Below are 22,681 nucleotides of genomic sequence, written 5' to 3'. Positions count from 1 at the left end.
AGATAAGCTTTTCTATAGAGATCTATGCCCTTGGATGGAATTTCACATAGACCTCTTTCAACCGTGAACGGCTAACATGTGTATAGATTTGTGTCGTGGAAATATCTGCATGGCCAAGCATTTCCTGTACCGCACGGAGATCCGCCCCGTTTTCAACAAGATGCGTGGCGAATGTATGGCGCAAGATATGCGGTGTCAACTCTTTATGTATACCCGCTTTCAGAGCATGCCCATTCAACAATTTCCAACAACCCTGTCTTGTCAGTCTGGTTCCCCTCATATTGACGAATAATGCTTCGGCCCCTTTCTGCTTTTTGATGAAACCAGGCCGGGCTTCTTCTATATACCGTTTGCATGCCGTAATCGACTTGCCACCCAGCGGAATGATTCTCTCTTTCCCGCCTTTACCGAACACACGGACGAACCCCATTGAAAGATGGATATCGTCCATATTAAGCCCGATAAGTTCACTGACTCGCATACCAGTCCCGTACAAAATTTCCAGTAATGCAGTATCCCTCACTCCCTGGGGTTTAGAACGATCCGGCGCTTCAATCAGTCTGTCTATTTCGTCCATTGATAAAACACGCGGTAATTTCTGTTCAAGTTTCGGCAGCTCTAAATGGACAGTCGGATCTTGTGTCGTCACTTTCTCCCGCAACAGGAATTGATGAAATGAGCGAATCGAGGAAATATGCCTCGATACGGTTCTGGCTGATTTCCCGCCTTCTTTTAATCGCTGCAAATGACTTAAAATAGTAGAACGATCAACTTCGTCTATCGATTCATAACCCGCTTTTTCCATAAAGACCAGGTATTCATCAATGTCACGTTTATATGAAACGACTGTATTTCCCGCCAATTGACGTTCCACTTTCAGGAAGTGTATGTAATCTTCAAGCGCAAAACGGCCATCTTTCATACGCCGACGGGAAACAGAAAAGAAGATTTTTTCAATTGTAATCCCAACAAATCCCTTCCCCCTTCCCACGAAATTCCGGTTTACGTTCAATGAAAAAAGGACAGCATTATGCCATCCCCTTTTTCATTCTGCATTTCCATCAGTGTCCGATTTACATCTTTTACAAATACCATGAAATGTTAACCAATGATCTTTAATAGCGAATTCAAAGCGGCTTTCCACGATCTTTTCGACATCACCGAGAAGATCCTCCTGTATTTCATCAACTGTTCCACATTCAATACATATAAGATGATGATGGAAATGGGCAGCGCCTTCCTGCCGCAGATCATATCTCGACACGCCATCACCAAAATTGATTTTATCGACTACCTTTAGATCTGTCAGCAATTCCAGCGTGCGATACACGGTTGCAAGCCCGATTTCCGGTGCTTTCTCTTTGACTAGCAAAAATACATCTTCAGCACTCAGATGATCTTCCTCATGCTCAAGGAGGACCAAAACCGTCGCTTCACGCTGAGGCGTTAGTTTGTAGCTGGCCCCATGCAATTGTTTTTTTATCCGATCGATTCGGCTCTCCATACGATGCCCCCCTCAAACTGTTTCTATTATAACAAATGGGCTTTCCTTATGACAACAGAAAGGGGCGGACCAATAATCTGGAACACTTGATATTTACCCAAGAATGAATTGAAAGACGACGATTTCGATAGCAAGTACCGCGGTCGATATACCGATAATCGTCGGTAATGCACGTGTGTTGACTTTCTTTCCAATTGTCGTACGCATAAAATAAGGCGGGCTAAGGATAGCACAGTATACTAGAAATAGGAAGCAAATAAGGAACTGGAACGGGAACCACCATATTGAATACTCCATCATCTTCGCACCTGAAGCTATCAGATATGAGGAAGATAAACCGAACAGCACACATTTCACCGCACCGAAAAACAACACAGCAAACCGTGTTTTCCTAAACGCCGCCAACCCGAATGCAACGACGAAAAATAAGGCCGCCGTACCGACGGGTCTGATATAACCTGCATCATGCCCATGAACAACTCGGGCATCGTAAAAAACTACCACTCTTTCAATCGCAGTCGCAGACATCTCACGGAACAAAAGTGCTCCTCCGATATAGCCGATTGCCAGAATGACGAATAAATGGATGAAAGATAAAGAACGGAACATAGGCTGCACCTCCGCATAGTTTATTCAACATATGCTTGTCCGCTCCAAATTAGGTCACTTCGTTAAAAGGTTTTTTGCATAGAGTACGGCGAATGCGGTTTTTGCATCGTAAATCTTTCCTGACACAACCATTTCTTGCGCCTCTTCAAGCGTCACTTCCAACAGTCCGATGAATTCATCTTCATCTCCCGCAGCAGGATTTTCAATCTTATAAAGATCCTGTGCCAGATACATATGAATGATTTCGTCCGCAAAACCGGGCGACGTTGCAAAAGACTGGATATACGTAAATTCGTTGGCTCCGTATCCAGTTTCCTCTTCCAATTCGCGGACCGCGGTCACTTCAGGTTTTTCCCCGGGATCAATTTTCCCCGCAGGAATTTCGATGAGCGTGCGTTCCAACGCTTTCCTATACTGTTCAACAAGGACTAGCTTGCCATCCTTGGTAATGGGAATGATTGAAACCGCTCCCGGATGTTTGATCAATTCACGGGCGGCTTTCTTGCCATCGGGCAGTTCCACTTCCTCAACCCGCAGTGTGATGACTTTCCCTTCATATAACGTTTCACCTGAAATGGTTTTTTCTTCGTATTTATTCAAAATAGTCAACCCTTTCTTCTAGAATTTCCAATGCTGTCATTGTACCATGAACAAAAGCGTAGGGCGCCTGCCTAAATGCGACAGGCATTAGACGGACCGGCGACGCGGCGTTTTTGCCCGGGAAGGATGCAGTTCAACCCTTCCTCGCCGGGCTGACTTATGATCCGAGCATTTGGCGCCCGGAGTCTAGACGCGAAATCTCTGTGTAGTAACTTATCCACAGTACGAGATTTTATAATTTCCTAGACGAGAACAAAACAGGGGGTGCTTTCATGGAGAAAAGAGAGTTAGGTAAAAGTGGTCTTTACGTTTCTGAAATCGGACTGGGTTGCATGTCACTACCGGATGATTTGGGCGAATCGAAAAACATCATCGATGCCGCAATCCACGCGGGCATCAATTTCTTCGACACAGCCGATTTATATGCGGGCGGTAGAAATGAGGAACTTGTAGGCGCTGCGCTGAAAGGGAAACGGAATGATATTATCCTTGCGACGAAAGCGGGCAATAAAATGAACCCGGGCGGCGATGGTTGGACATGGGATTCTTCGAAAGCGCACATTATGGATGCCGTCAAAAAGAGTCTGAGGCGTCTTGACACAGATTATATAGATTTATATCAGCTCCACGGAGGGACGATGGAAGACGATGTGGATGAGACGATTGACGCATTTGAAAGTTTAAAAATAGAAGGACTCATCCGTCAATATGGCATTTCGTCGATACGTCCGACTGTCATTGAACGATTCCTAGCTAGCAGCTCCGCAATTTCGGTCATGATGCAATATAATCTGCTCGACCGCAGACCGGAAGAATGGTTTTCCATGATTTACGAGGCCGGTGCATCCGTCATCACCCGTGGCACGATCGCGAAAGGTTTTTTGACATCTGAAGGGTTGGCACGAGCTGCAAATGCGAATGGATTCGCCGAATACGATGCAGGAGAATTGAACCGTACCGTTCAAGCGCTTAGTGAAAATTCCGACGACTTGCATGCGGGGGCAATCGCTTTCGTATTGCGTGATAAAACGGTCGCTTCTGCCCTTATCGGTGCCCGCACGACCGAGCAGTTGCTCGATTCTATTATAGCTTATGAGAAAAAAACATCAGTCGAAGAAATCACTCAGTTAGCGACTATCGCGAAAATGCATAATTATAAAGAGCACCGTGTTTAATGGAATAGGAATTCTATAATCGGTACTAACATCCAACTGTATAAATTGAAATTATGAATTGTTTCATACTGCGCTTCGGCGCTCGGGGATGGCTTCGGCTACCCGGTGTCCAGTTCTGACACAATTCACGTCTTTCGAATTGTGATAGCAACTTGACACTGTGAGGCGCCTTCGCTGGTTCTACCTTGATATATTGAAATACGAGTTTAATCCGGTGAATAAACCCAATTCTAGTAACTTGCCAAGGTCTTTAGATGAAGCGTGATTGAAGGTGATTTTTACCTCAACATGTAAAACAACAGAGGAGCTAAAAACCGCCATGGTTTTAGCTCCTTTTCATATACTCCTTTAATCGTGATGCAGTTGATCGTTCTTTTTCGTTTATTCAAGGATGCTTTTGTTCGATTTTCTGATTAAGTCATAAACTATACCTAATCAACTAGAATTTCACTTTCAAAAATCTTGATGATTCCGCTGTATCGAAGTTCAGTTGACCCCCATTAATCTATCCGAAAAACGAATGAAATGATTAATAGATTTAAATCGGGGTATAACAAGGACATGCATCACTTATACAAACTTTTTGGAGGGGATTTAAATGAATTTGAAACTTACTGGAGAAAAGAAATGGTTAAAACTTGGAGCGGCAACATTGCTGTCAGTCGGGATGCTCGCAGCGTGCGGCGACGGGGATGAAGATGATGTCAACGTGGATGTTAACGAACCCGTAGAAGATGTCAATCCAGATGATGGCACGGATACAGACGTCGATGTGGATACTGACGATGGAACCGATACAGACGTCGATGTGGATACTGACGATGGAACCGATACAGATGTGGATGTAGAGGGTGACGATGACGGCGATGGTGTCGTTGACGATAAGAAAGAATAACAGACGCATCAACTATGGCATCATTAGCTGTTACGCAAAAAGACTGGATGACCCATTGGCCATCCAGTCTTTTTGCGGCTAAAATTTTACTTTTAAATAAACATCCCAGCAATTGCAGCACTTAATAACGAAGCTAACATTCCTGCTGCAACTGAACGGATACCAAGTTTTGCAATGTCAGGGCGGCGACTTGGTGCAAGAGAGCCCAATCCACCAAGAAGAATCGCCAATGAACTTAAGTTCGCAAAGCCACAAAGCGCAAAGCTTACAACAATGACTGTTTTAGGGCTGAGGGAAGCTATTTCCGGCGCGAATGAGGCATATGCGACAAACTCATTCAACACAAGCTTTTGACCGATGAATCCTCCAGCCGTAACCGCCTCCGACCAAGGTACGCCGATAGCAAAGGCAAGCGGTGCAAATAATACCCCAAGTATTCCCTCAACCGTCAACGACTCAAAACCGAATATTTTACCGAGACCACCCAACATGCCGTTCATTAATGCGATTAATGCAATAAACGCCAATAACATTGCACCGACATTCAAGGCAAGTTTTAAACCATCTCCTGCCCCACGCGCCGCCGCATCAATCACGTTCACTGATTCCTGGTCTTTCTCCATGTCAAAAGTTGTAATGTCCGATTTTTCCGTTTCCGGTATAAAAATTTTCGCCATTACTAACCCTGCTGGTGCAGCCATGAAGCTTGCCGCAATCAAATATTCAAGAGGAACGCCTAAAAGTGCGTATCCTGCGAGAACAGAACCGGCAACTGACGCAAGACCACCTGTCATAACTGCAAAAAGCTCTGACTTTGTCATATTTGCCAAAAAAGGTCGAATAACAAGCGGAGCTTCCGTTTGTCCGACGAATATATTCGCTGCCGCAGACACCGATTCCGCCTTACTCGTACCAAGCAGTTTCGATAATGCGCCTCCAATCAGTCTGATGATCATCTGCATAATACCAAGATAATACAACACAGAAATCAAGGATGAAAAGAAAATAATGATCGTCAATACTTGGAATGCAAAAACAAAACCGAATCCTTTAACATCCGCTGCCGGACCGAAAAGAAATGCAACCCCTTCACCAGCATAGTCAATGACATTTTGTACCAGACTGGAAAACGCTACTAAACCAGCTCTTCCAGCCTCCCACTTCAAGACGACGAATGCAAACGTCACTTGTATGATTAAACCAACGATGATAGTTCGGTAATTAATCGATTTCTTTCCAGTGGAGAAAAGAAATGCAATTCCCAACACGATCACTATCCCTAAAAGCCCCCACAATAAATTCAACAGCTACACCTCTTCAATGGAATTTTTCCATTTATAATTTTGGTACTAATACGCCAATTCACACTATGTAAACCTCTATTTTGTCGTCTGACGTCATACAACTAAATGAGTTTAGCAAACGAATTGAAATAAGTAAATGAATCGCATTAAAAACTAAGTTTTCAAAACGACTTCGGTCTTAGTATTCCACAATTCTTCGACATTTACTCTTTCTAAATTCGACAAATTGGCTGTTTCAGCAAGCAGCAGGAATATTCCATATAAAAAAACCCGATCCATGTTTTTGGACCGGGTTGATTACATTTATAATCAAGCTTTTTGTTCAGACAATTGAATCAAATGCTTCTTCTTTTTTGAAGGAATCATATTAAATAAGATGTTTAACACAATTGCTGTTGCACTTCCCGCGACAATACCATTGCTCGTTAATACTTTAAGGCTTGATGGGAATTGTGCGAACAGCTCAGGTGCAACAGTCACGCCAAGTCCTATACCGATTGAGCAAGCGATGATCATCGAATTCTCTTGTGAATCCGTTATGATTTTACTTAACATTTTTATTCCTTGGGAAACGACCATTCCGAACATGGCAATCATCGCCCCCCCTAAAACGGCATTCGGGATAATTGTTGTTATAGCGGCGATTTTAGGGACAAAGCCGAGTGTTATTAACATAATACCCGCAATTAAAATAACTTTTCGTGATCTGACACCCGACATTTGAATTAAACCGACATTTTGTGAGAACGTCGTATAAGGAAAGGCATTGAATATCCCACCGAGCAATACGGCTATTCCTTCCGCACGATACCCTTTTTCAAGATCTTTCTTCTTTATATCACGCTCACAAATATCACCTAACGCAAAGTAAACGCCCGTCGATTCAACGAGTGAAACCATCGCCACAAGAATCATCGTCAAAATGGCCGGCCATTCGAAAGTAGGCATTCCAAAATAGAAAGGCTCCACCATATGGAAATAGGATGCATCCTGAACAGCTGAGAAATCAACTTTCCCCATAAATGTAGCCGCAACAGTTCCGACTAGCAAACCAAGCAGGATGGAAATCGCCCGCATGAAACCGGTAGAAAATTTAAAGACAAGGAGGATGAAAAGCAAGGTTCCGAAAGACAATGCAATATTAGACAATGAACCGAAATCGCCTGCACCTTGTCCCCCGCCCATGTTATTGATAGCCACGGGAATCAACGTAATCCCGATAATCGTAACGACGGAACCCGTTACGACAGGAGGGAAGAAACGTACAAGCTTACCGAAAAATCGACCAATCACAATAACAAAAAGTCCTGAAACGATAATTGCTCCGTAAATAGCAGAAATTCCAGATTCTGTGCCAATCGCAATCATCGGGCCAACTGCTGTAAACGAACATCCTAAGACGACTGGCAGTCCGATTCCGAAGAAACGATTATTCATAATTTGTAAGATTGTTGCAATCCCACACATTAAAATGTCGATGGAGACGAGATATGTCAATTGTTTCGAGGATAAGCCCAGTGCGCCACCGACAATTAATGGGACGAGGACAGCTCCCGCATACATGGCTAAAACGTGTTGGAGGCCTAACGCGGTTGACTTCAGTGGATTATTCACTTGGAAAGTGCCCCCTCAAAAAACGTCACTTGCCCGTTTTCAAGCGAAGCGATATTCGCCAGTGACTCCACACGGATGTCCTGTTCACGGATCAGCGCCCCGCCGGGTTGGAATCCTTTCTCAATGACAATTCCGACTCCTGCCAACTTGGCTCCGGCTTGTTCGATGATGTCAAGCAATCCAAGAACAGCCTGACCATTTGCAAGAAAATCATCGATAAGTAATACTGTATCTTCACTTGTAACGAAATCTTTTGAAACAGAAATATCATTTGTTTCGTTTTTGGTGAATGAATGAACACTCGCTGTATACAGATGATCAATTAACGTCAATGATTTCCGTTTACGTGCAAAAATCACCGGTACACCCAGAATCAGGCCCGCCATCATCGAAGGCGCGATACCCGATGATTCCAACGTCAGAATTTTTGTAATGCCTGCGTCTTTAAATCGTTCCGCGAATTCTTCTCCTATCGCCTGCATAAGAGGTGGATCTATTTGATGGTTCAAAAACGAATCCACTTTTAACACCTGATCCGATAATACTTTTCCATCTTGTACAATTTTATCTTTTAATAATTTCATTCTTCTGTTCCTCCTCTTCGTTTTCACAATCAAGGGCGAAAAAAATAAGCCCGTTGACCGTGCATCCATTCAAACCATGAGTGGAGCAATGTCATTCGAGCTTATTTGCCGAATGGAAAAGAAAAGGAGACATACCCATGTAATGAGTACGACCCTTTCAATCCGTTGCTTCCCATAGTCGATTTGTTTACGGCAAATCGGTAGAAACTTGCAGGCCATATCCCCGCGATTATATGAGCGAATGCTATTAGAATGTTATTAGTATAGCATGCTAAATTTACATTTCAACGACATCAAAAATTAAAAAATGATTCATACAATTCACTGAACATACCTAAAACGCTGAATGTGATATCCTTTATAAAACTACACTGTATGCTGACTATATGAATACAAGTATAAACTTAGCGTAGGCGCCTTATCTGGGGTAGCCGAAGCGAATGTAAAGGAATTCTTTATTTCAACATACATGGATTACGGGGGCTTTAACTTGACCAATTCACATTCGAATCTCACAAACAAAAAATTGAAATTCTCACGACAGACTTGGTTTCTACTTTTCGGAATCATTTTCATCGCATCTACGCTTCGAGCACCGTTAACCTCTGTTGGACCTTTAATCTCCTCCATCAGGGACAGTTTAGCAATTTCGAATGTGCTAGCGGGATTCCTGACGACTATCCCCTTGCTCGCCTTTGCCTTAATTTCACCGTTCGCTCCAAAAATTGCACGTCGCTTCGGGTTGGAGCTGACATTATTCGGATCCCTCATTTTATTGACGTCGGGCATCATTATTCGTTCGTTGGGTACGACATCCAACTTGCTCCTCGGTACTTTTCTTCTGGGGCTTGCCATTGCATTCGGTAATGTTTTATTGCCGGGTTTGATAAAACTAAATTTCCCACTGCAAATGGGACTCATGACCGGCATTTATTCTGTATCCATGAATTTATCCGCATCCATAGCAGCCGGCGCCAGTGTGCCGCTTGCTCATGGAGCCCGATTAGGATGGGAAGGTGCGTTAGGTATTTGGGCCCTTTTATCATTTATCGCACTACTGATCTGGCTGCCACAACTTAAACATAAGAAACTAGCAAACACACCGGAATTATCGTCTGAAAAACCTCAATCTATTTCCTTATGGCGTTCTCCATTGGCATGGGGCATTACCTTTTTTATGGGTTTCCAATCCTTAATCTTCTATACAACTTCGGCATGGTTGCCTGAAGTGTTAAAAGCGCAAGACTTGGATGCGGACAGCGCGGGATGGATGCTTTCCCTATTGCAATTTTCACAGCTTCCGATAACGTTCATCATCCCAATTATTGCGGGAAAGGTGAAAGATCAACGGTTGATTGTTATCGCGGTTACCGTTTTTTATCTTATGGGCTACGGCGGTATCTTTGCTGGCGCAACTTCTTTCACTCCATTTTTTATGATTATCATAGGAATTGCAGGAGGTGCGTCATTCGGGCTTGCGATGATGTTTTTCACATTACGGACTCGTACACCGAACGAAGCCACGGAGATGTCTGGCATGGCGCAGTCTTTCGGCTATATGCTCGCTGCAATCGGACCTGTGTTGTTCGGTTTCTTGCATGATTTCACTTCCGGTTGGACAGTACCGATGCTGATTATACTCGTTTCATCCGTCATTCTGTTCCTATCCGGTATGAAAGCAGGTAAAAATGCTTTCATTACTTCTGAGTAATTGAATACAGGTGGCCAACATACAAAAAGAGCAGTAAACCATATTGGTTTACTGCTCTTTTTTCAATCGACAACCATATCCGTTTCTATCTTATCCTCTTTGTTCTTCCTGGCTTTTATAAAGAACATCACTACTAAAATAGCGGTTAACAATAACCCTACAATAAATGATATTTTTAAATCTAAGTTAAATCCTATCTTCTGATTTAATATATATACAAATACCATATAGGTGATAAACAGCGCAGGCACTAATGATACAAAGTAGTTCTTGCCTTTTAAAAATAAATACATCGTCGCAATCCATAACGCTATAGCCGCGGTAGCTTGGTTCGCCCATGAAAAGTATCTCCACAGAATATTGAAGTCAATTTGTGTTAGCAAGGCAGATATAGCGAACAAAGGAATTGCGATCAGTAAACGTCTCATTAATTTTTTCTGATCAATCTTCAAATAATCACCAATAATTGTACGCGCCGCCCTGAATGCTGTATCTCCCGATGTAATTGGAAGTACAATAGCACCCAATACTGCAATCGTTCCTCCGATAGCCCCTAATAATGTCATTGACACTTCATTCACAACAGCCGAAGGGGTACCTGAATTAATGAATTCATTTAACGTCAGCCCATCAAACATACTCATCGATGCAGCTGCCCAGATCATTGCGATCACCGCTTCAGCAATCATCATTCCGTAAAATATGTAACGACCTTGAGACTCTTTTTCTACCGTTCTAGATATAATCGGTGATTGTGTCGCATGGAAACCGGATAACGCACCACATGTAATTGTAAAGAATAATATCGGGAAAATAGGTAAATTATTCGGATGCATATTTTCGAGACTCAACTCTGGAATCGTATAGCCAGAAAACAGTAACGCTCCTCCAACGCCGAGTGTACCGAGTAAAAGAACGGCGCCGAAATAGGGATACAATCTACCAATTATTTTATCAATCGGAAGAATTGTAGATAAGAAATAATAAGCAAAAATAACGGAAATGATTATCCATAAAGCTACTTTCCCATCAAGTAAAATGTTTAGCAACGATGCCGGCGTCGTAACAAATACGGTTCCGACTAAAAGCAGCAACAACAAAGCAAAAACATTTACAATATGTTTAGATACTTTACCTAAAAATTTTCCGGCTAGTTCTGGAATATGCGCCCCTTTATTTCGTAGAGAGATCATACCTGTTAAATAATCATGCACAGCTCCTGCAAAAATGGATCCCAAAACAATCCATAAAAATGCGACCGGACCATATAGGGCACCCATAATCGGTCCGAATATCGGTCCTGTCCCAGCAATGTTCAATAGTTGAATAAGCGCGTTTTTGTGTTTATTCATTGGCACAAAGTCTACACCGTCATTATTTTCATAAGCAGGTGTTTTTCTAGACTCGGCAGGTCCAAATATCTTTTCAATGACCTTACCATACGTATAGTACCCCACAACCAGAAGAACTATTGACACAATAAAAGTAATCAAATCTACACCCCTATTTCACTAGTATCGAAACGGAGATAAGTCTTCCACCTGCTCTGTTTAGTAATAGAATTCGGCAACTTGCCTATCATTCATCCAAATAAGAACATGTCCAAGAAAACTTCCCCCTCTTACTAGTGTAATCGATTATATTTAGTTTATGGGGATATTTCAGAAATAAATGTATATTTCCTCGTGATTCGACACGTAGGTTTTATTATTCGTAAGCGGGGTATTTCACATACTAGCACCAACACTAGTAAAACAATAAAAATCTTAGGAGGAAAATTGATATGGCTGACAAAAAATATGTAGGTACATTCCAAAATGAGACCGAGGTTTTGAATAAGATCGATGAGTTAAAAGCACAAGGATATTCTGATAATGATATTTATATTGTGACGAATGATGCGGATTCATTATTGATTGTCCGAGGGGAAACGGATGTGGATCTTCGGTCACCTGAAGGTAATTGGATGGACAAATTCATCGCTTTCCTTAGCGGAGATGAACCCGTCAAAGGCGCATTCACTAATATGGGATTCACTGAAGAAGAATCCAACCGTTATTTCAATGAAGTCAAAGCTGGCGGAATTCTTCTTTATGTCGACCGCGAGTACGGTGAACTCTATCCAGGAACGGACTATCAAGCCGGTTATACAGATTTGAACATCGGCTCAAATCTTGTCGTCGATGATTATGATAATACAAATATAGCAATGAACAGCAATGGGTTGGAAACGGATGCAGAACGGGTCGAACGTCTACGATTACATGAAGAGAAGCTCAATGTCGACAAAGAACGCTATCAAGCGGGAGAAGTGAACGTCAGAAAGCATGTTGTCGAAGATATACAAACAGTTGAAGTGCCCGTTACCCGGGAGGAAGTATATATTGAACGTCGCGCCGTAACGGAGGAGACTGCTGCCGGGGAAGTGTTTGATGATGGTGAAAACATTCATATTCCTGTCATGGAAGAACGGGTTGAAGTGACAAAACGCCCTGTCGTCAGTGAAGAAATCGTCGTTGGGAAGCGAGAGGTCCATGATACGGAAACAGTGAGTGAAAGAGTGCGTCGTGAAGAAGCGGATATCGACCGGACGGATGATGTACTAGATAAACAAGAGGGAACGATCATTGATTCATTGGAAACGAATCGGTTTGAGCGAAATGAATTAGATGATGATCCATTGAACGACCGTAATCGATTTTAATAGTATGAAAAGAAGCCTGTTTAAGTAGATGATCTACTTAAGCAGGCTTCTTTGTTTATAGTGATTCAGATCACTTCTTTGGAAAGTTCAATTGCCGTGAAACACCGAATTTCCCACATAACGGTATTGGAGAAAGCTCTAGGACTTGTCCATCCTGTGATAGCTGTTCAAAAAGCCGATCATTTTCGACTTCCGTGTCGCATGTCACAAATAGTGAAATAGCAGGAGTGAATGTAAATTCGTGGGGAATATAATTATCAATGCTTATGTCTGTCGTTCCTATAATTTATCTCTCCAAAGTTTTTTATCGAATATGGCCAAATGTACCTAAAGATGACCATATTCCTCAGATATTCGAACCGGTCAATTCATCAATTTCCCGCGCATATCTCTCGTACCACTTTCTCCATTCTTCGTCCCTTGGTATCGTTTTTTCATCCAGTAATGCTTCAATAACATCCAGGCAAACATGCCAACCCGCAATGTCTTTTTTAGTTTGTTCCGTTATCGAGCTGATCTTTTCCGTTACTAACAACTCACAACCATTCTCGTTTGGATACAATTCAAAACGGATTACATCACCGAACCAATCAAACTCCAAAACAGATAAAGGTTTCAGTTCACTGATTTCTAGTTCCTGATTGATTACTTCCGGCACATTGAACTGCATGAATCCCCCTTCACGAAGTTCTCCGACACGAAGCTCTTCAAACCATCTTTTCAACTGCTCATTATCTGTTAGCATTGCCCATACTGCTTCAACGGTATGAGTTAGTTGCCGCTCGAAACTTGCTAGATACCCATTTTCAATTCGCTTGAAATCAGCAATCATGTAAACCATCCTTTCTTTTGTTCAACTTTCCCCACAAAAATGCTACTTTAAATTAAATTTGCAACTCCAAAACAATCGGACAATGGTCACTACCTAGTATATCCGAATGGATGGTTGCATCTTTCAGTAAAGGTTCGAGCCCCTTAGATACAATAAAATAATCAATTCGCCATCCGATATTACGCTCCCTTACTTTACTCATATATGACCACCACGTATAAGCCCCTTCTTGATCCGGATTGAAATACCGGTATGTATCGATGAATCCTTCTGCTAACAAATCTGTCATCTTGCCGCGCTCTTCAAAAGTAAAGCCTGAATTACCGATATTTGATTTCACATTCCGTACATCGCTTTCCTGGTGCGCGACATTCAAATCTCCACAATAGATAACGGGCTTAATCTGATTAAGCTTTTTCAAGTATGCCCGCATATCATCTTCCCATTCCAAACGAAAAGGCAGCCGTGCCAAATCACGTTGGGAGTTTGGTGTGTAAACATTCACAACGTAATAATGAGGGAACTCCAGCGTAAGGATACGACCTTCGTTTTCCGCCTCCAAATCTCCTACACCATATTTCACCGATAGCGGTTTTTCTTTTGTGAACACAGCCGTTCCGGAATATCCTTTCTTCAGCGCATAATTCCAATACTGATGATAGCCATCCAACTGTAAGTCGATTTGTCCCTCCTGCAATTTGATTTCCTGCACACAGAAAATATCCGCGTCCATCGACTCAAAGTATTCTAGGAAACCTTTACGTACACATGCCCTTAATCCATTTACATTCCATGATACTAATTTCATTTACATTGATCTCCTTTATGTACATTCAGCTAAGTTGTTTTTCCATTAGTAAGCTTTTAGTTTTTCAAGCCTTTTTTCAAATCGCTCCCTCCAACTTCCCGATAGTTCTTCTATTGCCAAGTGCTTTTGGATTGCATCTTTATTGTTGATATCTTCGTACATGATTTCGTTCGCATTAGCGACGGTCACTTTTGCGGGATGGATTGACAATCTTTCAATTGATGAATCGGGTGAAATGTTCCCCTCTTCAAGTACGCGAAAATAATAACCTGTAAAACCAGTTTTCTGTAAGCGCAACATCAAATCCTTCACATTATGTCTGCCTGCAATTTTATAGCAAGGCTGCCTCGGCTGCGATAACTGGAGAATAGCATCGCCAATCTTGAAAACATCTCCAATATGCACGTCCGTTTCTAGCATACCCGCTACTGTTAAGTTCTCCCCGAATGCTGCTGGTTGTAAGTCTTGCGCCAATTCCTTCTCCCAGAAGGAATAGTGCTCATGCGGATAAACACAAACGGCTTTGTCTACCCCACCATGATTTATAAGATCCGCTTGTTCGTCCCCTTCAAAATTTAATTTTGCTAGGTATAGCGATTCTTGGACAGGTATTTTGTAGAAGCCTGTTTTGACTTCTTTTCCATTGTAGACAACCGTTGTTGGCTTTCCTATATTCATAGATATAATTTTCATCGATTGACCCCCAAAAAATTGATAAATATCGTTTATGAAATTGAGTAATCTCTACTAGAAGTTCTCGATGAGCATAAATATCCCAACCAATAAAAACGATAACACCCACTATATATACTATCACGTACCACTTACCATTTTTGCTTTGTGTGATAGGTAATTGAGTTAAAGCCACAAATCCTCCGAAAAATAACGACAGCATAATAATAGTAAATTGCCATATTGTATTCGCTGAATTAACCGGTAACATCACTTCTTGTATAATTTGAATTATATTTTCATCAGTCACCTGTACATTGTAGATTTCCTTCTCATAAAAACCTTCCTCAATTGTTAAGACCATTGCTTTTTCATCCAACTGATAATTATATCCGATTAAATTAAAATCGGTCAGCAGTGTGTAAACTGACAGCAACGCCATTAGTAACAAAGAAATTTGCCAAGGTGATATTTCTTTAGCAGGCTGTAGGATAGTTATTCTCCTCCCGCAAAACTAGTGTGTCCCTTTATTGTATTCGTCAACTTCATTCGAATGCCTTTTAATCACGAATAGGAATTCGAACCTTAAAAAACCTGTAAGGCACACATTTATATACAGTGTGCTCACAGGCCAAGGTCTATTTATTCCTTCATATAGTCAGTCACTGTATCGACAAGTATAAGTGGATCTGCCGTATAGACTTCGTAAACGACATCACTTTCCTGCCACATTAAGATGTTAGCGACTGCCCCATCACTATCCATATCAAACGTGCCAGCGCCAATTTTTTGTGGTGCAGGTAACAATTGGCTTTCAAGTTTTGCAACAATTTGTTTTGATAGGTCAATCATTTCTTCATTTCCTGATTCGGAATTTAGATTACGTATTAAGAAAGACCAACGTCCTTCATGCCATGTCATAAAAATACTGCCTGCGCCGGCATCTCTGTATCCTACCACGCCATGCCCTAAATCGATCTCTTCTGCACCATCAATAATCGGCTGGTAATTGATTTTCGCTTTCGCAGCATCTGCCGAATCGAATTTCGCGCCACTCACAATCATGTAGGGATGTGCGTCGTGCAAAGAGGGATCATTAACGGGAATCGGAACATTTGTAGTATAAAAATTGACTTCATAATTACTTTCGTCAGATGTTGTTATCGCGGTCAAGTAGCCATCACCGATTATAACGTCAGACGGAAGCTTCAGCTCAATTTCTGTTTCTATAGCTGATTTCACTTCTTCCATCACTTCCTCGTGGGTCTGTTCGGGGTTTTCCGGTTTGTTTTCAGACGTTTCCGTCTCACTTTCCGGTATGTGTGTTTCAGGAAGTTTCGTTTTCTCCATTGTTTCTTTTGCTTTCGGATTACACGCTCCTAGTAGAAAGAGAATACTTACCACAATGAAAATGATACTTTTTCGAATCATGAAGTCAGCCCCTTTATCAGTATAGGAATTCGCCATTTTCTTGTTATTCCCTCTTTTACCAGGACTGAATCCGCCTTTTCCACTAATGATTTTCAGATATAGCTTGTTATAAATAGATAATGTAACGAATGAACATGAATAGATAATTCCATAGGAAAAGGGTTCATCATTGTATAAATAATGATGAACCCTGTTAATGTGATTGAAATGTATCGTTGTACATAGAATAGTTAATGGGCGTCTGGAAACACTCTTCGCACTGAATCAGAAAATTCTTCGAAGAATCCTTCCACAGGTTCATTGCTCCTAATTTTTGTTCCATAATCGTTCATCTGCTTCACAAAATCCGGATTCATTGATACATAAACATTTTTAAAATCTGCATTTGCAGATCTGGCTTCGTCCGCAATTTTGTTTTCAATCGCTTCTGTATCATCCGTTCCTTCATTTAGAACGACCGCTACATATGCGTTTTCATTGGTAACGATGACGTTCGCACTTTCCACTTCATCCATTTCAACAATTTTGTCAGCAACATCATCCGCCAATGCCAACTCATGATTACCTTCATTATTTTGATTTTCGCCCGTTGTTGAATCATTAGTTACGTTGTTATCCGCGTTATTGTCGTCATTGTTCAGATTTGTATCTGTTCCCGTATCGTTGCCCGTGGCATTGTTATTTACATCATCATTCTTTTTCGCCCCACACCCTACCAACGAAAAAATAATTAACAAAGTTACAATAATCCGCAACATGTTCTTCAATGGTATTCCTCCTTTAAATTTGTCAGTAGCAGTAGAATGGTCTGTTTCCCTTTTTTCATGTATTTTCAAATAGTTTCTAATCCAGTGGTAAATCGCTTAAATTATAAAAAACATCCTCAAATTGAAAATTCAATTTGAGGATGTTTTAGTATTCTGAAAAAAGTCAGAATTGTTTCAGATTTACGCAGGTGACTGTCACTCAGCGTCAATCGCACCTTCGATTTTATATAAGTCAAGATTGATTTCGAGTGGTTCGCCCATCGCCAACATTGCTAGTTGCATTCCTAGGAAAGGTCCGACTGTCAATCCGGATGCACCCAAACCATTTGCAAGTAGAAGACCTTCTATTCCTGGAACTGCTCCAATGACCGGAAGGAAACCCGGTGTAAACGGACGGTATCCAACACGCGCCTCGGCAAATGTACTATCAGCCAATCCCGGTGCGATTTGCAACGCTTTGCTTAACACTTCATTCAATCCCCCAGCTGTTAGGCGCATATCGAAATTCTTTTCATCTTCGTGCGTTGCTCCGATGACTATTTTTCCATCGTCAAATGCAAGAATATATTGGTCTATCGGCGGCATGACAACCGGCCATTCACCGGTTTTCACATCTTCAAGCTGAAGATGTACGATTTGCGCTTTTTGGGCACTCACTTGCAATTGGATACCAAGGGGCGCCAATAACTCTGCTGCCCAGGCCCCGGCTGCAACAATGACCGTATCTGCAGAAAAGCTATCGTCTCCGACTCGGGCACCTGTAACAATATTGTCGGTAAACGTAAGTGTAGCCGATCCGTAGACAAATGCGGCACCGTGTTTTTTGGCCGCGCTTACTAGCGCCTCCCGCAATGCGCGTCCATTGACACGTGCTGCTCCGCTAATATGGACTGATTCATATACGGAAGATAATGGTGGAAATAAAGTTGAGGTTTCAATTGTGTTCAATTGACGGATGTCGCCGATTTCAGGTGCATCTTCCCGTTTTTTCATTGCGCGCCCTGTCATTTTTTCAAGTTTGACAGCATCTGTATGCAAGCTGATTGCACCGACTCGCCGGTATCCCGTTTCGCTTTCCCCATCCTCTTCAAGTTGTCGGATGAGCGAAGTGTAATAAGCTGCCCCGTTTTTCGCGAGTGTATACCACGCTTTGTTCCTTCGCTGGGAAAGCCAAGGACAGATTATTCCAGCCGCTGCATCTGTTGCCTGGCCCGCGTCATGGCGGTCAATAACCGTCACACGGGCACCCGATTTAGCCAAGTGATAGGCCGTCGAAGCCCCTAGGACTCCTGCGCCGATAATGATTACATTTTTCATACTATACACCTTTTCTTTTCAAATCTGTTCTAATCATACCAGTTCGCACAACCGTTGTAATCGTGGAGAGTTTGATGTCTTATAAGTGATGGTACAGCATGGCCGATCATATCCCAACTACAAAACTTCACCATCTGCTGTCCCCCCAAAGTAAAAGACCTAACCTGTTGAACAAACAACAAGTCAGGCCTTTTCATAGTTACACGGACAATAACGCCGCATCACTCGTTAACTTTTCGCCGCGGATACGCTGGAATTCAGCCATCAGCTTTTCAATCGTCAATTGCTTCTTCTCTTCCGCTTCCACCTCTAGGATGATTTGCCCTTTATCCATCATAATGAGACGGTTGCCTAAATCCATCGCCTGCTGCATATTATGCGTGACCATCAGGGTCGTCAACTTATCCTGTTCCACGAGCTGTTTCGTCAAATTCGTGATTAATTCCGCTCTCGATGGATCAAGGGCGGCTGTATGTTCATCCAGAAGTAAAATGGACGGTTGCGTAAAAGTAGCCATTAAGAGGGAGAGCGCTTGACGCTCACCGCCGGATAGCATCCCTACTTTTGCATTCAACCGATTTTCCAGATTCAGATGAAGCGTTTCAAGTGAATTCCGAAATAGGTCACGGCGTTTCTTGTGAACTCCTTTTCGCAATCCACGTTTTTTATTTCGTGAATAGGCCATTGCCAGGTTTTCTTCTATTGTCATCGATGGTGCGGTTCCTGCCATGGGATCTTGGAACACTCTGCCGATCATAACAGAACGTTTATATTCGGGTAGTTTTACAACATTTTTACCAGCGATTTCAATGACTCCGAAATCCGGTGTCAATGCTCCTGAAATCATATTCATCATTGTTGATTTCCCCGCACCGTTACTGCCGATGACGGTCACGAAATCCCCAGGCTTTAAATGCAGGTTGATTTGGTCTAGCGCGATTTTTTCATCGGGAGTCGACTCATTGAATATTTTGTTAATCTGTTGTAGTTTCAACAATTGTTTTACCTCCCTTTTTCGATACAGAGGCATAAGATGCTGAACGTTCAACTTGGCGTTTCGATTTCCTCTTTCTTTCACGTCTTTTCTCAAAGTGTTGCGGTAAAATCAGTGCTGCAACAACTATCACCGCGGTGATCAATTTCATATCCCCCGTGTCGAGAAAATCCACTCGCAATGCCAGCCCCAATACAATTCGATAAATGATCGCACCCGCAATGACTGCAAGTGTTGTTCGCATAATTGTTTTTGTGCCAAAAATCGCTTCTCCGATAATGACGGAAGCCAGTCCTATAATAATCATTCCGATTCCCATACCGATATCGGAAAACTTCGAGTACTGGGCGATCAATGCACCGGCGAATGCGACAAGCGCATTGGAAAGGCCTAATCCGAGAATAACAAGCGTGTCCGTATTTGCCGAAAAGCTACGGATCATTTTTTTATTATCACCAGTCGCCCTTATTGCAAGACCGATTTCTGTTTGTAAAAACCAATCTACAATGAGTTTAATAAGGAAAGTAGCTACAATCATTAAAAATAATGTTCCCCACGTTGAAGGCAAATGCTCAACACCTAACATCGCAAAAAACTGATTGATGGTAGTATCGATCCCGAGTGAACTCCAAAAGCTATGAAATTTACTGAACAAAGTTTCGGCATTCAATAAAGGGATATTCGGACGTCCGACCGTATTTTCCGACGTCAGTCCCATGATTCTTAAATTGATTGAATAAAGTGCTATCATCATCAAAATCCCGGCGAGCAATGGATTTATCTTTCCTTTTGTATGCAATAGACCAGTTAAGCATCCCGCAACGAATCCGATGACTATCGCTACACCAGTTGCTGCCAACGGATGATAGCCAAAAATGATCATTGTCGCCGCAACCGCAGCACCTGTTACAAAACTTCCGTCAACTGTCAAATCCGGAAAATCCAGCACTCGGAATGTGATGTACACCCCGAGTGCCATAATTGCATAGATGATTCCTTGCTCTACAGAGCCAAAAACAGCAGTAAACATATAGAATCATCTCCTAATTTAATCGCTAAATTCAGCATTCCACTCATCCTTGATATCAAGCTCAATTGCATCAGCAGTATCTTTGTTCATGATGAGTTTCAAGTTTTGCGGTACTTGTACAGGCAAAGTTGCAGGTTCACTTTCACCTTTAAGAATCTTCACTGCCATTTCCCCCGCTTCATAGCCGATATCATAATATTCGAAGCCGTACGCTGCTAAACCGCCGCGTTTTACAGAATCGAATTCCCCTACCATCATCGGGATTTTATTTTCATTCGCTACGTCAATGACAGATTCCAGTGCAGAAACAACTGTGTTATCTGTAATAATGTAGAACGCATCCACTTTACCGATCAATGATTCGGCAGCCTGTTTCACATCCGCGGACGTCGCAACAGCCGCTTCCTCTACTTTCATATCCATATCTTTTAATAACTCTTTAACTGCGTCCACTTGAGCACGGGAGTTCTGCTCTCCAGCGTTAAATACCATTCCAACATTCTTGGCTCCCATTTCTTGAAGGAGTTTCATCGTATTCGGAATCGCGTCAGGGTGATTGTCAATCGTACCCGTCAAATTTGCTCCAGGACTTTCCATGGAAGCAACGAGTTCAGCAGTCACAGCATCCGTAACGGATGTAAAAACAACTGGAATGTCTTGCGTTACAGCGGCAACAGCCTGTGCGCTCGGTGTCGAGTTCGCAAAAATTAGGTCTACGCCTGAACCGGCCAGGTTATTGGCGATCGTCGTATTCACACTGTTATCGTTCTGCGCATTTTGCACATCATATTCAACATCGAGTCCTGCATCTTCTATCGCTTTCTTAAAGCCATCATAAGCGGCGTTTAAAGATGGATGCTCCACGATTTGTGTCACTCCTATTTTATATTTTTCCGTCTCTTCAGTCGTCCCTGTCTTTTTATCGTCATTTGACGTTGTAGGGGCTTTATCCTCACCTTTACCACATGCTGCTAGGACGAATAGGACACATACTAATGCCACTGCATACGCCATCCAATTTCTCTTCATTTAAACTCCCCCTTTTTTCATTATTGCCTTCTTTTTGAACACTCTTTCTACGGCAATAATTATTCGTAATAGTACACTGTTCGCGCATGTTAGTCAATAAGATTTATATTTTTCTGAACACTGAAGCACTTACATTTCCAATTGAGTTAAAATTTCATTAAAAAGAATTCTTACTTCATTATTTGTATAAACATGCGCTGAATAAATTGAGATTTTTCGCCATATCCTATCAATAAAAAACGACCAGTTCCCAATTATGGAGAGCTGATCGTTCTTTATGGGATGGCATCAAAAGTGACAATGGAATTTTTAATCATGCAACTTTTTTATGATATTTATTAATTAGTACATCCAATTCTTGACTGCATTCTACAACCCTTGGATCTGTAAATCCGAAAGTTTTTGCTCTCCTATACATAATTTTCCTCTTAATGCCTATTTGAGCCAACAACATTTTTTCATTCAATAGCTTGTTCACGAATCTGCCTCCATACGATATATTCGGCTTCATATCTTGAGGTTATTATCTGGCATGTCTTGAAGCAACTATTTCAGTCTACAACAGCTGGATTGAAAAAGGTGTCGGATTATGCAAAAATAGCATCAATTCACAAATTTGTCACAAACGGTTGGTATACTTGATGGAATGGTTGATTAATAATGAGTTCTTTTCCAATTAATACCGAAAATCTAATCGACCTTTATACTTTATTGTACTAATTTGAGTCTCTTTACACAGTTTCATCATTCGGAATTATTAATTCGTCGAATCCGCGCATCGAAATCGGCTTGCCGAGCCATATTAATGTCGAAACATAAAAGAGGAATTGGAGGTTTTATAAATGGGTAAAGGTATTAGCAAAGGATCTGCCCAAGATACGGCTTTTTTGTCACAGGCAGAACGTAAAGCGAATGCAAAAACAGGGGCCATGAAAGAAGAAATTTCTTTGGAATTAGCCGAACTCGGCAATCTGAATCCGAAGCATGGACCAATGTCTTCCAACAATCAACGGGAAGTTAGCCAATCGGATAAGACTTATAAATAACCAAGTTAAAACCACCAGGGGTAATCGACTTGGTGGTTTCTGTCTATTTGAAGCG

The 22,681-nt window shown here is 42.0% G+C and carries 24 protein-coding genes and 1 riboswitch; of the genes, 5 read left to right on the top strand and 19 right to left on the bottom strand.

Annotated features, from left to right (window positions below):
* Positions 1–22: 22 nt before the first annotated feature.
* The 4 genes from xerD to HDC33_RS06080 all read right to left on the bottom strand — a co-directional run bounded on the left by xerD (position 23) and on the right by HDC33_RS06080 (position 2,713).
* Positions 23–922: a site-specific tyrosine recombinase XerD gene (xerD, locus tag HDC33_RS06095; protein ID WP_179392648.1), complete on the bottom strand. Its 900-nt coding sequence runs from the start codon at positions 920–922 to the stop codon at positions 23–25.
* Positions 923–1,045: 123 nt separating this feature from the next.
* Positions 1,046–1,504: a ferric iron uptake transcriptional regulator gene (fur, locus tag HDC33_RS06090; protein WP_179391598.1), complete on the bottom strand. Its 459-nt coding sequence runs from the start codon at positions 1,502–1,504 to the stop codon at positions 1,046–1,048.
* 93 nt (positions 1,505–1,597) lie between these two features.
* On the bottom strand, positions 1,598–2,113 hold the full coding sequence (locus HDC33_RS06085; protein ID WP_179391597.1) for a hypothetical protein: 516 nt from the start codon (positions 2,111–2,113) through the stop codon (positions 1,598–1,600).
* A 54-nt stretch (positions 2,114–2,167) separates the two neighbouring features.
* Positions 2,168–2,713 carry an NUDIX hydrolase gene (locus HDC33_RS06080; RefSeq protein ID WP_179391596.1) on the bottom strand — a complete coding sequence of 182 codons (546 nt, stop codon included), beginning with the start codon at positions 2,711–2,713 and terminating at the stop codon, positions 2,168–2,170.
* Positions 2,714–2,985: 272 nt separating this feature from the next.
* Here HDC33_RS06080 and HDC33_RS06075 point away from each other — a divergent pair, with 272 nt between their 5' ends.
* Positions 2,986–3,888: an aldo/keto reductase gene (locus HDC33_RS06075; RefSeq protein WP_179391595.1), complete on the top strand. Its 903-nt coding sequence runs from the start codon at positions 2,986–2,988 to the stop codon at positions 3,886–3,888.
* Between the two features lie 598 nt (positions 3,889–4,486).
* Entirely contained in the window at positions 4,487–4,783 is a 297-nt protein-coding gene (locus tag HDC33_RS06070; RefSeq protein ID WP_179391594.1) for a hypothetical protein, read from the top strand.
* A gap of 92 nt (positions 4,784–4,875) precedes the next feature.
* Here the strand turns inward: HDC33_RS06070 and HDC33_RS06065 are convergent, their stop codons facing one another.
* From HDC33_RS06065 to HDC33_RS06055, 3 genes are all read right to left on the bottom strand, one after another.
* On the bottom strand, positions 4,876–6,087 hold the full coding sequence (locus HDC33_RS06065; RefSeq protein ID WP_179391593.1) for a NupC/NupG family nucleoside CNT transporter: 1,212 nt from the start codon (positions 6,085–6,087) through the stop codon (positions 4,876–4,878).
* A 309-nt stretch (positions 6,088–6,396) separates the two neighbouring features.
* A complete protein-coding gene (locus HDC33_RS06060) occupies positions 6,397–7,689 on the bottom strand; it encodes a nucleobase:cation symporter-2 family protein (RefSeq protein WP_179392647.1) in 1,293 nt (430 codons plus the stop codon).
* An 8-nt stretch (positions 7,690–7,697) separates the two neighbouring features.
* The gene (locus HDC33_RS06055; RefSeq protein ID WP_179391592.1) at positions 7,698–8,285 is read right to left on the bottom strand and encodes a xanthine phosphoribosyltransferase; all 588 of its coding nucleotides are present in this window, start codon (positions 8,283–8,285) and stop codon (positions 7,698–7,700) included.
* A gap of 155 nt (positions 8,286–8,440) precedes the next feature.
* Positions 8,441–8,542, bottom strand: a riboswitch (purine riboswitch).
* Positions 8,543–8,754: 212 nt separating this feature from the next.
* Here HDC33_RS06055 and HDC33_RS06050 point away from each other — a divergent pair.
* Positions 8,755–9,996, top strand: a complete 1,242-nt coding sequence (locus tag HDC33_RS06050) for a CynX/NimT family MFS transporter (RefSeq protein ID WP_179391591.1) — start codon at positions 8,755–8,757, stop codon at positions 9,994–9,996.
* A gap of 62 nt (positions 9,997–10,058) precedes the next feature.
* On the opposite strand, the gene HDC33_RS06045 is transcribed toward HDC33_RS06050, so the two are convergent.
* A complete protein-coding gene (locus HDC33_RS06045; RefSeq protein ID WP_179391590.1) occupies positions 10,059–11,489 on the bottom strand; it encodes a carbon starvation CstA family protein in 1,431 nt (476 codons plus the stop codon).
* Positions 11,490–11,779: 290 nt separating this feature from the next.
* On the opposite strand from HDC33_RS06045, the gene HDC33_RS06040 reads away from it, so the two are divergent.
* On the top strand, positions 11,780–12,700 hold the full coding sequence (locus tag HDC33_RS06040; protein WP_179391589.1) for a YsnF/AvaK domain-containing protein: 921 nt from the start codon (positions 11,780–11,782) through the stop codon (positions 12,698–12,700).
* A 70-nt stretch (positions 12,701–12,770) separates the two neighbouring features.
* On the opposite strand, the gene HDC33_RS06035 is transcribed toward HDC33_RS06040, so the two are convergent.
* From HDC33_RS06035 to HDC33_RS05985, 11 genes are all read right to left on the bottom strand, one after another.
* Entirely contained in the window at positions 12,771–12,968 is a 198-nt protein-coding gene (locus HDC33_RS06035; RefSeq protein WP_370457453.1) for a VOC family protein, read from the bottom strand.
* A 78-nt stretch (positions 12,969–13,046) separates the two neighbouring features.
* Entirely contained in the window at positions 13,047–13,532 is a 486-nt protein-coding gene (locus HDC33_RS06030) for an SRPBCC family protein (RefSeq protein WP_179391588.1), read from the bottom strand.
* Positions 13,533–13,584: 52 nt separating this feature from the next.
* Positions 13,585–14,340 (bottom strand): exodeoxyribonuclease III, encoded by a 756-nt coding sequence (locus HDC33_RS06025; RefSeq protein WP_179391587.1) that lies wholly within the window; start codon positions 14,338–14,340, stop codon positions 13,585–13,587.
* Positions 14,341–14,385: 45 nt separating this feature from the next.
* Complete coding sequence (locus HDC33_RS06020) at positions 14,386–15,033, bottom strand: MOSC domain-containing protein (protein ID WP_179391586.1); 648 nt, start codon at positions 15,031–15,033, stop codon at positions 14,386–14,388.
* A gap of 621 nt (positions 15,034–15,654) precedes the next feature.
* On the bottom strand, positions 15,655–16,443 hold the full coding sequence (locus HDC33_RS06015; RefSeq protein ID WP_179391585.1) for a hypothetical protein: 789 nt from the start codon (positions 16,441–16,443) through the stop codon (positions 15,655–15,657).
* 230 nt (positions 16,444–16,673) lie between these two features.
* On the bottom strand, positions 16,674–17,201 hold the full coding sequence (locus HDC33_RS06010) for a YhcN/YlaJ family sporulation lipoprotein (RefSeq protein WP_179392645.1): 528 nt from the start codon (positions 17,199–17,201) through the stop codon (positions 16,674–16,676).
* 204 nt (positions 17,202–17,405) lie between these two features.
* Positions 17,406–18,527 carry an NAD(P)/FAD-dependent oxidoreductase gene (locus HDC33_RS06005; RefSeq protein WP_179391584.1) on the bottom strand — a complete coding sequence of 374 codons (1,122 nt, stop codon included), beginning with the start codon at positions 18,525–18,527 and terminating at the stop codon, positions 17,406–17,408.
* 199 nt (positions 18,528–18,726) lie between these two features.
* A complete protein-coding gene (locus tag HDC33_RS06000; RefSeq protein WP_179391583.1) occupies positions 18,727–19,524 on the bottom strand; it encodes an ABC transporter ATP-binding protein in 798 nt (265 codons plus the stop codon).
* Complete coding sequence (locus HDC33_RS05995; RefSeq protein WP_179391582.1) at positions 19,502–20,551, bottom strand: ABC transporter permease; 1,050 nt, start codon at positions 20,549–20,551, stop codon at positions 19,502–19,504. The genes HDC33_RS06000 and HDC33_RS05995 overlap by 23 nt, the downstream gene beginning before the upstream one ends.
* Positions 20,552–20,569: 18 nt before the next feature.
* Positions 20,570–21,580 (bottom strand): ABC transporter substrate-binding protein, encoded by a 1,011-nt coding sequence (locus tag HDC33_RS05990; RefSeq protein WP_179391581.1) that lies wholly within the window; start codon positions 21,578–21,580, stop codon positions 20,570–20,572.
* Positions 21,581–21,893: 313 nt separating this feature from the next.
* Positions 21,894–22,058: an aspartyl-phosphate phosphatase Spo0E family protein gene (locus HDC33_RS05985; protein WP_370457411.1), complete on the bottom strand. Its 165-nt coding sequence runs from the start codon at positions 22,056–22,058 to the stop codon at positions 21,894–21,896.
* Between the two features lie 364 nt (positions 22,059–22,422).
* Between HDC33_RS05985 and HDC33_RS05980 the strand changes: the two genes are divergently transcribed.
* The gene (locus tag HDC33_RS05980) at positions 22,423–22,626 is read left to right on the top strand and encodes a hypothetical protein (RefSeq protein ID WP_179391579.1); all 204 of its coding nucleotides are present in this window, start codon (positions 22,423–22,425) and stop codon (positions 22,624–22,626) included.
* The last annotated feature ends 55 nt before the right edge of the window (positions 22,627–22,681 follow it).

The organism is Sporosarcina sp. JAI121 (genome assembly GCF_013408665.1).
GTDB lineage: Bacteria > Bacillota > Bacilli > Bacillales_A > Planococcaceae > Sporosarcina.
This window is presented reverse-complemented; position numbering and strand designations above follow the sequence as displayed.